Origin of the sequence: Ruthenibacterium lactatiformans (assembly GCF_000949455.1) — a bacterium.
Classification (GTDB): domain Bacteria; phylum Bacillota; class Clostridia; order Oscillospirales; family Ruminococcaceae; genus Ruthenibacterium; species Ruthenibacterium lactatiformans.
Genome location: NZ_JXXK01000008.1, coordinates 45,476 through 60,266, shown reverse-complemented (window position 1 = coordinate 60,266; position 14,791 = coordinate 45,476). Strand labels below are relative to the sequence as shown.

Genomic DNA, 14,791 nt, shown 5'->3' with positions numbered 1-14,791 from the left:
GCCCCCTCAACTGTAGTACACCCATAAATCAGAACCGTTTAGCCCCATGGAAAGATTGTTTGCACGTCCAGATGTTGTTGCATGGTCAGCATACAGCGCAGCGTAATATTTCCGCGTACCATCTTTGTTATTGGTTCCGGTAAAAGGAAAATACCACGTATTCCGGTTGCTCGGACCGGGGTTGTCTACAACAGGCGTAAGTCCCGCAAGTTTTGACGAATCGGCTGCTTTCTCTGTTCTGCCCAAGGCACCAATACCTGCGGGTGTAATGTTTACAGATTTGGCCACACTTCCATCGTATGTACCTTGGCTCGTACCGTTCAAGCTGATTGCCAGTGCTGCGGGGTTCTTAAGCGATACTGGGAAATCCGTGATTTCACTCTTTGTGTGTTTGTGCGTGGACGGCGGGAACGTGTTGGGTTTTCCCGTCACGCCCGACCATGGAACAGTCTCAGCTTTATCTACGACTCCATCACCATTTGCATCATATACGGCCTTCGTCATATCACCGTTACCAGCAGCTATCATTTTATCGTCCACGTATTTTTTAGTAGCCGGATGCATGTTAGCTGTAGGTGCTGCATGAAGCGTAATAAATCCAGTCATTGTACCGCCGCTTTTTGGCAATGCCGCATCAGCCTTTATGCCTTGCTCAGCAGTTGCCGCGCCGATGGCGGCAGGTGTTGGTTTGTTATTGTCTGAATAAACGCGCTTTCCTTGTTCTTTCAGCTGCTTCGAGAAATTCACATTCATATCCCGGTCCCAGGAGAATGGATAGTCGCCTTTCACCATATCATTGGGAATTCCCCATGCGCTATCGCCATAAAATCGAATGTCGCTAATCCACGGAGATTGCGTGGTGCTGCTACCGAGTTTCGTGGTTTTGAATGTCATCCGGTACTTGTAGGCGTTGCTAGTCTGACTGTGGTTGCCGCCAAATGTTCCGTAAGGGAAGTTGATCACATTAGGCCCTGACCATCCACCGAGAGGCACATCCTTACGAATAAACGAAAAAGTGTCTTTTGCGCCAATTGTGGATCGTTCCAAGTCGAGCGCACAAGTATGTGACCCGGTCGAAAACCAAATGTACAGCTGATCAAAACTTGCGTATCGGTCCAGAGGTTCAATCGTGATCCGTACGCAGTCGTTTGTGGAAACCGGTGAACTTTTTGACAACTTAACACTATAGTTGGATGTCATTGAGAATAAATCGCGTTTCTGCGTTTCGCTCAGGCCGTAATCTTCCCACGTTTTTCCGGCATCGGACGAATATTCTACAGTGATGCAGTTTGCAGGAAGAAAGGCACTTTTAGGACTACGTGCCGTATTGATCATTCCTCTATCGGTCGAACCAATATTGCCAGCCCAATTTTCGTTGCCACCGCGCACAATATCGAGAGTAGAATGATTATGTTTTGCATTAGCCGCACCAATAGAGGATACCGTATGTGTATGCGTTGATGACGCGAAATTTGTTGCTTCCTTGCCATCAAGCAAATCTGCATCAAGTTTTGAGCCAGAACCATCTACTGTCAGTAACTTTTTCAATATATCTGCAGCGGTATAGCTGGAAGCAGGAAGTGCCGCGTCCGCCTTACTTTTTGCGCTATTCCAGTTTGTTCGTTCGGTTGCCGTTATATGCTTAATAGCGTCAGAAATATGTGTATATGCAGAATTCCAATTGGATACCAACGTGGACGTTATTCCATCTAATACACTTTTATTTGAATGTGTGTGTTGACTTGTAGCAGCTCCATTCCACTTTGTTCGTTCCGCTGCCGTGATGTGTTTTACTGTGTCAGATATATGAGTGTATGCTGCAGTCCAGTTGTTAATAAAAGCTTGAGTGATTTCATCGATTATGCCTTTATTGGAATGTGTATGGCGTGCAGATGTGTTAGCGGAAACATTCGACTTGTCTGTGTTGGTAAAATCATTTGTAGATAATTGTTTGCCGGTTACGACAGACACTTTATTGGACAGAAGAGAAGAGAGGCCTTCGACATTCTCGCTTTTTACAATGATTTCTTCGTTTGTTTTATTGAACCGCTTAAATTTATTTGCCAATATCAACCCACCCCTCTTACGACAGAACCTCGTACCAGAAATCTCCACTCTTAAGTGATGCGGGTTCGCTATTGCTGACTTCGATTAACTGTACATGCCCTTGCGCGCAGAACGCATAATTGGCAATGAATGTTCCTGCAAGCAGAAAGATAACAGAAATATGTGTTGCATCTACAATTGCGTAGTTATAATCAATACCATGAATTGCTTTTTCCCATATGCTATTTCTTTGAGCCAAAATCTCAACAGAGCATGTCTTGAAATCATCCGTATGTGGAATTACAATTTCTATTTCCTTACCAGCAGTCACAGTTCCGCTCCAGTGAACAACACCAGTAGGAAGATTTGACTGAAGCTCTTCTTGTATTCGAGAAGCTGTCCAAAGGACGTTACCGGAACCCGAATCATTTACATGTACTTTATCTACAGTGTCTGCATTGCCGCCATTGGCCGGTAAAGAGGTAGGAAAGTCAGTAATTTGACTTTTGGTATGAGAATGAGTTTTTGATGCAGCATCAGTAATTCCATAACCCGCCAGTGTCGTAGGATTGGAACCAGCAGTAACATGGCCCTGATCGTTTACGGTCACGCTTTTGTATGTGCCGGCAGTAACACCGCTATTAGGGTGTGTGTAAACTTTTTCCGAACCCCATACGGCTGTTCCGTCTGCACTCCATTTTAATATCTGACCGCTTGCGCCACCGGAAGGAATATGTTTATTGCCAGAGGATGTTGGATGCGTATAAATAGTATCCGTAAATTTAGCGTTTGCTGGCACAGCGGTAAGAACAGTGAGTCCGTTTACCTTTTCTGCGTTGTCTACGACACCATTATCATTTATGTCGTAAACGCTTTTAAGCATATTTCCTACACCCTTGTCGGCAATTGCGTCATCGACATACTTCTTTGTAGAGGGGTTATAATCTGATGTAGGCGTGTATTCTGTAGTGTTTGTTTTGGTAAGCACATCGGACTTATTGGCCTTTGAAGATACAGTGTTCCATAAAGTGCGCTCAGAGGCAGTGATATGCTTTACAGCATCCGAGATATGAGAAAATGCTGCATTCCAATTGTCCAATAGCGCCTGTGTAATTTTGTCAATTACAGATTTGTTTCCATGAGAGTGCCGCGCTGCAGTGTTGCTTGCAACGTTATTTTTCTCAGTTGTTGTATAATCGTTTGTAGAAAGCCCCTTACCTTCAACCTTATCAACCTTTAGAGCAAGCCTTTCATCAAGTCCCTCGACGTTTTCGACTAATACACCAAGTTCTACTGGAGTATTACTGTCTCGTTTAATTTTAAAATAGCTCATACGGGCCTCCAATCTTTAGCTCAGTACTTCAAGCCAAATATCGTTGGCGTTTAAGTTTACTGGTTCTGATGAATCAATTCTTGTTGTTGTTAAAGTGCCTAACGCACAATAGCCATAATTGACAGTGTATGTACCAGCATTGAAAAATCTTATTTCAATGTGTGACGTATCTCTATATGTATATCCATAATCTATTGCGTGGATCGCTTTTGTTAATTTCCCGTCATCCAATCGCATCAATACTTCCAGTGAATTTGTTTTATATCCTTCTGAAGTCGGAATGCCAAAATCAATCACTTGGTTGGACGTAACAGTACCAGACCATTGTAGAAGCTGTATCGGAAGATTTTGCTCCAACTCGGCTTTGATACGATCTGCCGTCCAAATAACGCCTGTATCCAAAGAGTCATTTACTTCTTTGCCGCTAATTCGGTCTGCGTTATTGGAATGCGCCGCCTTATCTACAATACCATCATTATTAGTATCATATATGCTTTTGAGCATATCTCCAGGCGAATGGTCTTGGACGTAATCATCGACATACTTCTTTGTAGCAGGATGATAATTTGAAGTAGGGGAATATTGTGTCGTGTTCGTTTTGGTGAGTACATCTGATGTGTTTGCTTTATCTTTTACTGAGTTCCACAATGTCCTTTCGGCAGAAGTGATGTGTTTTACAGCATCGCTTACATGGGACGCGGCACTATTCCATGCACCAATCAGTGTTTGCGTTATTTTATCAAGAACAGACTTGTTAGAGTGAGTATGCAACTCTGTATCGGCAGGTAATGCGCCAACTTCACTAGCTGTGTAAGTTGGCTTGTTAGGTTGCTTCGCCCACGAATATACATCACTTGCAGGTAGGGAAGATGGCTTGTTCTTTAAGAATGCCTTTGATGAGCTGTTTGCCTCTGCCCAATCAGTTTGAACGATATCAGTGAGATTGGCTTTACTTGAAATTTTGTTTATTTCAGCCAATAACTCAGCAGTGAGATCAGAAAAATCGACGTTGCTTTTAAAGGCCAACGCTTTCAGATCTCCCATATTATCAATCATTTTTTGAGTAAGCTGATGCAATACATCAAGATTTGAATGTGTATGGGAATTGCCGCCCTCTGACGGGTCTCCAGAACTTCCGGTTTTAGGAATGATAATAGTATTTTTGATGTTATTTTGCGGCGACAAAATACGCACGTAATCTCCAAGATTAAAACGTGCGCTGGGCTGTCCTTTTACAGTAAGCTGTTTTCCGTTATATTCGACAACATATTGATTGTTGGATTTGACTCCAACAATTTTAGCTGTATATGTTTTATCAAAATGAGCTTTCTCAATTTCCTCGCGGCATGTTTTCACAATGCGCTCTGCGAGTACGCGTAATGCCTTTTGTAGTTCATCATGTTCAGAAGGAGTCATAAGACATGCCTCCTTTGTAATAAAAAAGAGTCACATGCTAGTGTGACTCTTTCCATAAATCTTATTGTTTTATCAAAAGCAACAGGCAAATGGCTACTGTTAAACGATTTATTCGGCTGCTTTGCTGCTTGTTTGAAGGTTATAAGTCATAACGACTTCTGAATTTTCACTTGGATACAGAATTTCTACATGATCTATATGAGAAAGCTGCACCGCGATTATTGCCGGATATGAATAATCATCAGAAGATGCTCTTTTATTTCCATTTTCATATACATAATAGTCCTGTAGTGCAAACCAAGATTCTGTTCCGTTTTCTTCGTATTCTACTAAAGTGCCAACAATGTACGAGTCATTATTGAACGATGGATACAATATAAGGCTGGTGCCAAATTTATGATCAATAATATCATTCCATATGTTATTGTTTTGTGACTTGTTTGCAAACTTTGATAATGCTTTTTTTATCTTTGGATTCCTATATATACAGTACACAATATAGCCGGATACAACGCCAAAGCATAAATATATAACATAGATCAAACCAGTAGTGTAAATTAAGTTGAACTTGTATAAAATAGAATCAATTAAAACTTTTATTGCATAGCTAATGCAAATACTATAAACGTTTATATGGCTATATTCCAGTTCGTTTGAGCTTAAAAATAAGAAAATAGAAATAGAAACAAACCCTGGGAAAAAATAAGACAGTATTTCTGGGATTGAATGGAAGATTTCTAACGATGGCATTTTGCTACTCCGTTTTTGATGATGTTTGTTTTTCTTTGCTCTTAACAATATTGGCATTGACCGCCTTAGAGGTATCTGGTTTATTTACAGTACGTGTAAAAGTTAACCTTGAACTGGTTTTAGAAATATTGCTATTGGTATCATCATGATGCTTTGTTTTGTTATCCACTTTTAAATCACCTCAATATGAGTATACCATATTTAAGGTGATTTTGGAGTATGTGTATCAAAAAAAGAGCCACACATTTGCGTGACTCTTGTAAGTTGTGAAAAAAGTTGAGAGAACATAAGTTTATTGATACTGCTCTGTAGTAGGTATAATTATATGAGGGGGGCCAACACACCAGTTTATTGCATTATATCGTGTTCCAAATTCTTGTGCTAATGATTCACTACAAGGTCTAGAAATATATTTGGAAAGAAGGTATTGCAAATAACACCTCTGTTCAATATTATCATTCATGATGTTCACTTCCTACACTCCCTTCACGCATATAATGTGAGTAGAAGTACTGAAGATTATACGATTGATCGAAATAGTGCTTACGCTTTATCCAAATAAAACCATCACTTTTAGTTATCATACCAACATCAATTGGGCCACCCACAGTACCAATATTATTATCGATTGCAACTTTCCGACGAAGTGACGTAATATTTATCATCGATTCTGCCAACAAAGCAAGCTCCTCAATTGGCAATGTTGCTACTGATTGTGTGATAGGGCGTAAATACTCCTGTTGTGCTTTCGCAACTATCTGATTTATTATATTCGGAGTCGCGCTGGAAAGTTTCCCAAGTACTTCTTCTGAATCAAATATGGCTGGAGGGCAACTGTCTGGATATCCCTTAACGTCCGTTTAAATTGATGTCAAACATTTGTTTACTAATCACCGCCCGAGCTCCTGCTTCAAGATAGCGGGGAACTCGCGAGTGAGTATTTTAGCGAACGACGTTGTATCATTCACGCCATGCATGATAATATCTCCAAATTTGAATTCGAAGATTTTGTTTGTACCAACTGTATTAGCTGCCAACATCTGATTGTTAAACAAATTCTTGAACTGTTCTTGCAGCATTGCTTGAGGAGACTTTGCCATCGCGATTAGATTTTTTGTTGCCTGCGCGGGGATAACACCTGAACCTAATTCAAGAGATGTAAGCCTTCCATGCTTAGGCGCTCGCACGATCAGCTCACTGCCGGCGTTGCTGCCAATTCCATCATCCACATAAGCAAGCGTCGTAGGGGAGAACATAGTGCCGTTGGCATATTTCTCAATGCGGAAAAATCCTTGTGATGCGCCCAGAGTTTTAATATATTCTTGGGCCGCAGATTGTGTGGTAAATCCGGAACGGGAAACTGTTCCATACCTAGTGTTTACGACGCGATACCGTGGTAAAGACGCATTTGTAGCCCCACTGCCGCCACCGCCAGAGTTTCCACTAGAAGAGCCGATGCTGTTTTGCGCCTCTTTAATACGGCGCTCCAAGGCTTCGATTTCTTCAACCTTTGCTGCGATTTCAGCCATGATTGAAATATATTTGTCACGAAAAGAAGTGAGCGTCTCAATTCGACCATTCAGAATTTCAACTTCCCAGTTTTGCCCAAGCACCTGAGCGGCCATAAGCCTATCTTGCTCGTCTTGATAAGCATCGGCGATTTCGCCCCATTTATCTTTATATTCTTGAAGCTTTTCAATGTTTTTGTCAAGAGCTTCTTCCTCTTGTTCAAGCATATCTTCAAGCTTTTCTTTGGCATCCTCAAGATCAGAAATTTGTTTATCCAGTTCGGCCTTATCAAGGGCTTCCTGTGCATCACGAATGGCAGATTCATCAGTGCGCCAAACAAAGCCTTCGCCTTCCATGTATACACGTAGCGTTTTCTGGTCCTTCAACCGTTCAAGTTCGGCCTTGGCTTTTTCTACGGCTATTTCGCGCTCTTTAGCGTCCCTTAAATTATTGAGCGCATCAATCTCCATCTGGATGAGGTTGATACGGTTGCCGTACGAACCTTCAATATCAGGATCCGATAAAGCATCTTTTTGCTTTTCAAGAGCTTCGATTTCCTTGTCTAGTGCTTTCTGGACAGCGCGGATAACAGAATCATAGGCATCTTTTTGATCGTCCAGCTCATTCTTTACATCCTGTAAAGCCTCTTTCTCTTTTTTTAGCGACTCTACATATTCCTCCGCTGCGCTTTTAGCCGAGCCGGTAGATTTGGCATTGCCCGCCATAGCTTTTTGATATCCAGCAGACGCAATATCTATTTTGGCGATAGAGTCGGCAACAGCCTGAGCGTTGGCGATCAATTGATCTGCACGATCACGATAAGCGTCAGGGTCAACAGCATTTCCGGCTTGTGCGTCTCGAACGCCTTCAAGAAAAATTGTTGTTTCGGCCGCAGCCGCAGAAGCCGTTTTAAATCCAGCTGCAGATGCAGCGGCCATTTCGCCAGCTGCCACGATAGCGTCACCGGCACCCGGAGCAGCAATGGCTACGTCACCAGCCGCAAGCGCTACCAATTGTTGAGCAACAGAATTTTGAAGAGCGTTAATTGCTGATACCTTGGCAGCTTCAGCATTTTGCAGCAACGCATCAGTATTAATTGAGAGACCAGTTGCCGTAGCCTCCAAATACTGAATCATTCCAGAATTGGCAAGAGAACTCAGTGTTTCTGCCGTCATATAACCGTACGTATTGTATTCATCTATCGCCGTTGTAAGCGATTGATAGCCGTTATACAATGCGTCAACATTTGAAATCTGGTCACCAAACTCTGAATTGAGACTTTCGAATTTTTCAGGATCAAATGATTCCTGAGCTCCGGCTTCAGATTCGGCCAAAGCATTGAACTGATTGGCGATATCTTCGATTGAGATGCCAAGAACTTCAAGTGCCTCTACTAACGAATCATATGCATCAGTATTATCGAATACATCCGCAGTAAGCTTTCCCTGTTTGGCGAGATCCTCTAGTTGCTCTTTCTCTTTAGCAAATTGGTTGTTGTCGAAGACAGAGTTGAAGTCATTTGTTTTCTGTGTCGCGCTATTCCCCAGATAATCATCCAATATGATACCGCTCTGTTTTACTTCATCGCGGTATTTACGACTTGCATCGTCATCTCCGATAAGAACATCCGCTTGTTCCTGCAGTGCTGCTTGTAGCTTAAGAGTTTCGTCTAAAACAAGCTGCCTGCCCTCGCGCAACTCTTTGATTTGTTCTTCATAATCTTCTTTGGTTGAGAACTCAAAGTCGCCAATAAAATTGGCTTTCAAAGCTTCTACGTATTCGGAAAGATACCTTTGAATCTCGGAATCAATATGGTCCAAATCAGAGACATTAGCTTTGATTTTTTCAGAACGCGTAGCATCGTAACTACCAATATAAAGCCCGTTAGAATCAAATTCTTGAACAACTTCGCTTTTATCATCAATTACTTTAATTGCAGCGTCGCGCGCTTCACCATATTCAATATTGGCTAATGCATTTTTTAAGTTAAGCTGCGTTTCGAGTTTTTCATTTGCTTCCTGTAAATTATCAAGCTCTTCCTGTTCAACAAACGTCAATGTTCCCAAACTTTGCAATTCCTTAATCCGATCGGAGTTGCTTTCCATTTGGTCATCCAAAGACTTCAATTCACTGCTAAGCGAATTGTAATCGCTGGCCTCTTTTTCTGCAGCTTCAATAAGACGTTCATGGCGATGGATGTAATCATCCAGGGCGCTGATTGCAAAATTGATGGCAACCCCAATTCCCATTGAAATAGCCATGTTCAGTGCAACAGTAGCTGCTTTCAAACCGATAGTGCTTAGCGTTGCTGCCTTTTGCATTGCTGTAAATTCTTGAACGCTTACTTTGGGTGCATCGGTTGATCTGGCATAGTTTATCGCAGTTGTTGAGGCGTTTTTCATAGTGTCGTCAAACGCCTTGCCAGCATTAGTGCCGTTTTGTACCGCATCAACATATTCAGATAAAGCTTTTATGTCTGTTTCAAGATGGAGTGACGCATCCCTTTTACTTTGAGATACAAATAGTGTTTTTAGCCCATTTACAAATCCAGAGAAACCGTTCCCAGAGAAATCATCTTTTATAGAACTTAGAGATTTGCCAAGAAAGCTAATCGATTCTCCGAAGTCTAAAATACCATTTTTGGCCTGTTCTACATCAAAATCAAACAGCGTAAATATCAATAATGTTCACTATAGATAGTGTGTGATCTCTATAATGTGGTCATTTTGTTGATTTTGTGGTATTATAAAAGCACCAATAATAGTAGCGCTTGTTGAGCGATTGAAATGAGTTGGAATAAGCGCAAGTAGGGGGATGTGTGTTATGTCAAAAGACTATGGGTACTTTGGCGATGGATTAGATGGGTATGTCCATTACAAGCAGACGTTTGATGACATCTTTAAAGAAAATGGCGGCCTCAGCGAAGACGAGTTTTTAAGCGAGGAGAGCTTTATTGAAGCTGAGTATCCAGAAGATGATGAAATATATAATTGAACAAGGAGTTTAGACCCGAATAATACCACTAGAGATGGCGAGTGATGAGCCGAGTGTACGGTTGCGTATTGGTTAGAATCTTCCAAATGACAGATCAACTTGTCTCTTTGCCTGAAATAATCCGGCTGGATACAAAGCCATTGAGTAGCTTCTTTATCAGTGCTATACTAAATAGGCTTGAATATGTAAAAAAAGGGGAGAAGATATGGATATTTCTAATATTGGAGAGCGTATACTGAATCGATTTAGAAAACCACAAAAAGAAAGAGCTTTAGTTTTTGTCGATTACGAACATTGGTTTTTTGGCTACAAAAATTTGTTTGGGCTCAAGCCCAATATAAAGGAATGGTATGATAGCATTTGCACTCGATTTCAAGTAGAAGAAGCATTCTTTTTTGCCGATTTTACGGGCATACCTGTACTTAAAGATGAACCTGGGCACATTCGTACAGTAAGTGATTCTATTATCGAGACTGGCAATTTTGCGGGAAAAAACAAAAAGGACATGTCGGATTTTGTGATGCTCGATTATATTTACCGCAAGGCAATGGAGTATCCAGATGTCAAATACTTTGTTTTGTTCACTGGGGATGGCCACTTTCAAAGCGTCGTCAAATTCCTTCGCAACAAATGTGATAAAAAGGTTATCCAATATGGTGTTAAGGGATGCTGCTCAAAACAGTTATGTGATGCAGCACTAGAGCATTATTCTGTTCCGACAGAGGATATTAAGCCTTCTGTATATTATCCAATGATTATTGAGCGTTTGGACTGGGCAGCAAAACATCCGGAAGTCATTGTAACGTTCATGAATACTGTAAGATATGTTTCACAGCGGAATGAGGTTTCTGAGGCAATTATAATCCAAGCGTTAAATCAAATGCTGGATAGCGATCTCATCTGCAAAAAACGTAGGCGCGTTGATTTCAATAATTCTGTATTGGTATTATCTGCAAACTGGGACAAACTGCAAGAATGTGGTTTGTGGTCCCCCAAAAGCTAAGAACATCCAAGAATGCTGAAAAAGTAAAAGAAAAATGTTTGCCAATGCAATAGCAAAAAGACCACCCACACTTCACATTTATCGTGGGTGGTTTTGTGCTTTTTTGTTAAACTTTTTATGACCACTCCGGTTTTTCTCCGGATGTTCAGACTGTACTTCATGGCGTTGTGACACCCGACTCTTCCAGTCGTTGAACCATAAATCCAGTTTCCGCTCCGGCCACACACTCCGGAAACTTGCGGCCTTTGGATATGTGGCTGCTGATAGGACATTTTATCTATCGTACTTAGCACATACGTTTTATATGTATGCTTTTATCTCAGCATATACGAATATCATCACTTGTTTCCGCCTTTCGGCTCGTTCATAGCGTAATTTCTGCGCTATTGTAGCAGATGATCTTTAGCCCATCCCAGCAATTTGAGTCCTATACGAAACAAAAGGTTGCATCCTACGCCGCAATTAAATCACAACTGGCGTAAGAGGGCATATTACTTTTACCGGCCTTTTGCCCAGTGAGAGATAGCCCACCACTAAGTAACCCCATTAACGCGGGAAATACGTCAATGAAGTTAATAATCCCTTCTGTTGCAGATAGTACGTTGGTTCCTAATTCAATAAAGAACTTTGGAAGACCGCTATCTACTACAGATGTAGAAAGAGATTCGAATTGTGCTTCGAACTGCGAGAGTTTACCTGCGATGCTATCAAGGTATTTCTCGTTTTCTTTTGCAGCGCTCCCCGTGCTGTTCAGCGCCGTTTGCAAAGAGTTTTCTGCGATGCTGAAGTCTGAAATCAGGGCACTTATTACGTTGCTGTTTCGCTTACCACCCATGAGTTCCGTGGCAGCAGCACGCTCCATGTCGGTCATATCCTGCCATGCGCCGGCCATTTCCTTCAGGATTTGATATGTGGATTTATAACTGTCCTCATCCAGTTGAATGTCAACTTTCCCATGCGTCAGAGCAAGCAGTTCTTCACGCAACTTCGATACTGAATCGGCCATGCCTTCTGTCGATTCACCGGCTGCTTCCAACTCTGTCTTGGTGGAACGCAGGTACATGGAAATTGTTTTTAGGGCTGTCATTCTGTTACTTTCGCCGCCATGGCTACTGACCGCTGTGGAAGCGGCGGCATGGTCTTTCGGCCATGCTCTCACGTTTCAAAAATCAGGATTATATCGTGAGATCGGACTGTATCTTCACCCCAACTTTAGGGGGAATAGCGAAACCTTTCGCGTTACCGCGAAAAATATTACAGTCTCTACGGTTTCTTTATGAACGAGCTCCAGTTCAGTCGTTAGGAAACTAACTGTAGCCTATTTTCTTCAAAATAAGGATACATAATATCCCTGTTTAATATAAGGTTATTACATTCATATAAAGTGTAATTGAAAGAATTATAGTTTTCTATCTTGCCATGCGCAGTTATGTACTTTTCAATTAAATATCGACAAACTTCTGTGCGATTTAGAATGTCGTATTCCCACAGGTTTAATATTTTTATGCCATATTTATTGAGTATAAAAGTACGTTTGGCTTTATCTCTTCTAACACTTCTTCTGTGTATAGGAGATTCAACTTTAAAAAACTTTAATGGGGAACAGTGCCAATAATCGCCCATTACTTCTATAATCAAGTTGCTTTCGAGTAAATAATTGTCAACGGAATAGAAATCAAATGCTTTTTCATTTTCATATGAAATTTTCATACTGTCAAGTATTTGATTTACCATTATTTGAATGGATGTATTCGTTATAACTTTATTGTTCTTTAACAATGTGGCCGCTCTTTTTCTTGATTCTTCTTTCCAACTATCCTGTTGACTCCATACATTAGCAAACCACGCTCTTTTACATCCTATACAGCAAAAGCGGTTGCTTTCATTATTCATCTTATATTTTCCTACAATGTACTTCTTTCCGCACCACGCGCACAGCTTGGCTCCACCCTCAAATTTAGGATTCAAAAATCCCGTTCTCGTCTTTTGCCATTTCTTCTGACATCCTACAGAACATAATTTTTGTGTGGAAGTCTTTCTTACTTCAAATTTTATCCCACAAAGTTCACAGGGGCGCATTTCATATACTTGTGAATGGTTCCATTTCATTTGGCAACTGTTTGAACAAAAATGATGTTTGTTTCTGTTATATTGAGTTTTGGTTTTATAAATCTCTTTTCCACACCACTCACAATTTATTGTATATCCATTTCTTTGCCCTTTCGCTGGCATTTAGTATACCCTTTCTGCGACGACAACTCCTAACTGCCGCCACAAATAACCCGTTCATAAAGTCTTACCTCGGTCTTGCCCATCCCTGGGGTTTAACCGATATAGCTATTTTTTCATCTGCTTATTACTAAGCAGTGGGGCGCATATGTCCACCCACTTTTTCGGCGTCTTGAATGGTACTTTGTGCCGCTGTAATCAGCGCGATACTTTCTTCAAGACTGTTTCCACCTGCAAACAACGCCGCACTGGAACGTGCAAGCGCCGCACCAATATCTCCTGCACTTGTGGCGTAATTGTTAGAAACTTCATTCAGTTTGTCAACCACGCCCGCCGCATCGCTTGCTTCCAGCTTAAAGGCGCGAACCGTACTAATAAGTGTAGATGTGGATTCATTTATGTCATCCACATCATCGCCTACATTCAAATAAAGCTGACTCGCATCGGCAAGCATTTCCGCATCGTCAAGTTTATATCCGAGGCGGCTCCAGTCTGCAACAGAATTGATATATCCGCTCATGCTTGCGCCAAGCTCTTTTGCTTTGACGGCAGCTTTATCCATGAACTCCAAAGCGCTAGAGTCAGAAAGATCAGTGACCTTTTTCAATTCGGTCATCGCAGCATCTACATCTTGGACATTCTGCCATAATTCACGCATAGCAGTTTGAAGAAGATGTACGCCCGCCATCGCGACTGCTGTATTGAAATGCTCTCTAAACAGTCTGCGAATTTTACCACCGAAGGATTCAACCTCTTCACCAGCTATTTTCGCATCACGCTGTATTGCACTGAAAAAGTCACGTGCGTCCAAAACGTTTTTATCAGTTGCTGTCCCGCTGTTTATTATTTGTGTGATGTTATCATATCTGCTTTGAATAGCATTGCGCGTAGAAGCCGACAGATTGGGCGTGTTCTTCAAATAAGAAAGCATCTGATTCTGCAAGTTCTGAAGCTGCACTGTTGCATTTTGAATATCTTTTGCAAATTTCTCGTCGCCACGCATGTTGGCCAGTTCTACGTCAAATTGTCTGATTACACCCTCGGCAGATATAAGGTCAATTTTGAATTTATTTAATTCATCTCTAGAAATTTCGCCGTTTGAGAGTGCGGATTTCAGTAAAGAGGCGTATTTTTCCAGTTCAGATAAATTTAATTTTCCAAAATCAAATCCAGTGCCATCATATTTTGCCGATTTGATCTTCTCCAACAGAACAGAATATCTCGTTAGTAGATTTATTGACTGGGAAATGTCGTTTGAGTTGATAGTTTGGACAACAGAAGCATGTGCGGAACTGGAACCGGTTCCTTGCATTAGATTGGTTGCTTTTTTTAATATGTCAACAAGTTCTCTGGCATTTCCCAAATCCAATTTGATTTTTATAGGTTTTATTTCCTTTTCGAGATTTGAGATCCCCTTAATTAGTTCTCTATAATCGCCAAGACTTGCTTTAAGCTTTATACCCAGTTCGTCTGCCACACTATCACCTCTATCAATACAAAAAACAGGGGAG

The 14,791-nt window shown here is 41.3% G+C and carries 11 protein-coding genes; 2 read left to right on the top strand and 9 right to left on the bottom strand.

Annotated features, from left to right (window positions below):
* Positions 1-6: 6 nt before the first annotated feature.
* From TQ39_RS21430 to TQ39_RS07525, 6 genes are all read right to left on the bottom strand, one after another.
* On the bottom strand, positions 7-2,067 hold the full coding sequence (locus tag TQ39_RS21430) for a lysophospholipid acyltransferase family protein (protein ID WP_207641398.1): 2,061 nt from the start codon (positions 2,065-2,067) through the stop codon (positions 7-9).
* 16 nt (positions 2,068-2,083) lie between these two features.
* The gene (locus tag TQ39_RS21210; RefSeq protein WP_082052163.1) at positions 2,084-3,379 is read right to left on the bottom strand and encodes a hypothetical protein; all 1,296 of its coding nucleotides are present in this window, start codon (positions 3,377-3,379) and stop codon (positions 2,084-2,086) included.
* A gap of 15 nt (positions 3,380-3,394) precedes the next feature.
* On the bottom strand, positions 3,395-4,795 hold the full coding sequence (locus tag TQ39_RS21425; protein ID WP_050005097.1) for a hypothetical protein: 1,401 nt from the start codon (positions 4,793-4,795) through the stop codon (positions 3,395-3,397).
* A 108-nt stretch (positions 4,796-4,903) separates the two neighbouring features.
* Positions 4,904-5,545: a hypothetical protein gene (locus TQ39_RS07530; protein WP_050005096.1), complete on the bottom strand. Its 642-nt coding sequence runs from the start codon at positions 5,543-5,545 to the stop codon at positions 4,904-4,906.
* 455 nt (positions 5,546-6,000) lie between these two features.
* Positions 6,001-6,222, bottom strand: coding sequence for a hypothetical protein (locus tag TQ39_RS20765; protein WP_156146233.1), 222 nt, complete (start codon positions 6,220-6,222; stop codon positions 6,001-6,003).
* A gap of 213 nt (positions 6,223-6,435) precedes the next feature.
* Positions 6,436-9,735, bottom strand: a complete 3,300-nt coding sequence (locus TQ39_RS07525; protein ID WP_050005095.1) for a hypothetical protein — start codon at positions 9,733-9,735, stop codon at positions 6,436-6,438.
* A 142-nt stretch (positions 9,736-9,877) separates the two neighbouring features.
* Between TQ39_RS07525 and TQ39_RS20760 the strand changes: the two genes are divergently transcribed.
* Positions 9,878-10,048: a hypothetical protein gene (locus TQ39_RS20760; RefSeq protein ID WP_156146231.1), complete on the top strand. Its 171-nt coding sequence runs from the start codon at positions 9,878-9,880 to the stop codon at positions 10,046-10,048.
* Between the two features lie 205 nt (positions 10,049-10,253).
* Positions 10,254-11,051 carry an NYN domain-containing protein gene (locus tag TQ39_RS07520; RefSeq protein ID WP_050005094.1) on the top strand — a complete coding sequence of 266 codons (798 nt, stop codon included), beginning with the start codon at positions 10,254-10,256 and terminating at the stop codon, positions 11,049-11,051.
* 451 nt (positions 11,052-11,502) lie between these two features.
* Here the strand turns inward: TQ39_RS07520 and TQ39_RS07515 are convergent, their stop codons facing one another.
* The 3 genes from TQ39_RS07515 to TQ39_RS07505 form a co-directional block, all read right to left on the bottom strand.
* Positions 11,503-12,138 carry a phage tail tape measure protein gene (locus TQ39_RS07515; RefSeq protein WP_050005093.1) on the bottom strand — a complete coding sequence of 212 codons (636 nt, stop codon included), beginning with the start codon at positions 12,136-12,138 and terminating at the stop codon, positions 11,503-11,505.
* Positions 12,139-12,350: 212 nt separating this feature from the next.
* Positions 12,351-13,283 (bottom strand): PDDEXK family nuclease, encoded by a 933-nt coding sequence (locus tag TQ39_RS20755; protein ID WP_156146230.1) that lies wholly within the window; start codon positions 13,281-13,283, stop codon positions 12,351-12,353.
* Between the two features lie 127 nt (positions 13,284-13,410).
* Positions 13,411-14,757 carry a phage tail tape measure protein gene (locus TQ39_RS07505; RefSeq protein ID WP_009323315.1) on the bottom strand — a complete coding sequence of 449 codons (1,347 nt, stop codon included), beginning with the start codon at positions 14,755-14,757 and terminating at the stop codon, positions 13,411-13,413.
* Positions 14,758-14,791 lie beyond the last annotated feature (34 nt).

What these genes read in the sequence shown, in the direction of transcription:
- TQ39_RS20755 (WP_156146230.1), bottom strand. Translation starts at nt 13,283, where the DNA reads ATGCCAGCGAAAGGGCAAAGAAATGGATATACAATAAATTGTGAGTGG.
- TQ39_RS21425 (WP_050005097.1), bottom strand. Translation starts at nt 4,795, where the DNA reads ATGACTCCTTCTGAACATGATGAACTACAAAAGGCATTACGCGTACTC.
- TQ39_RS20760 (WP_156146231.1), top strand. Translation starts at nt 9,878, where the DNA reads ATGTCAAAAGACTATGGGTACTTTGGCGATGGATTAGATGGGTATGTC.
- TQ39_RS21210 (WP_082052163.1), bottom strand. Translation starts at nt 3,379, where the DNA reads ATGAGCTATTTTAAAATTAAACGAGACAGTAATACTCCAGTAGAACTT.
- TQ39_RS07515 (WP_050005093.1), bottom strand. Translation starts at nt 12,138, where the DNA reads ATGACAGCCCTAAAAACAATTTCCATGTACCTGCGTTCCACCAAGACA.
- TQ39_RS07530 (WP_050005096.1), bottom strand. Translation starts at nt 5,545, where the DNA reads ATGCCATCGTTAGAAATCTTCCATTCAATCCCAGAAATACTGTCTTAT.
- TQ39_RS07520 (WP_050005094.1), top strand. Translation starts at nt 10,254, where the DNA reads ATGGATATTTCTAATATTGGAGAGCGTATACTGAATCGATTTAGAAAA.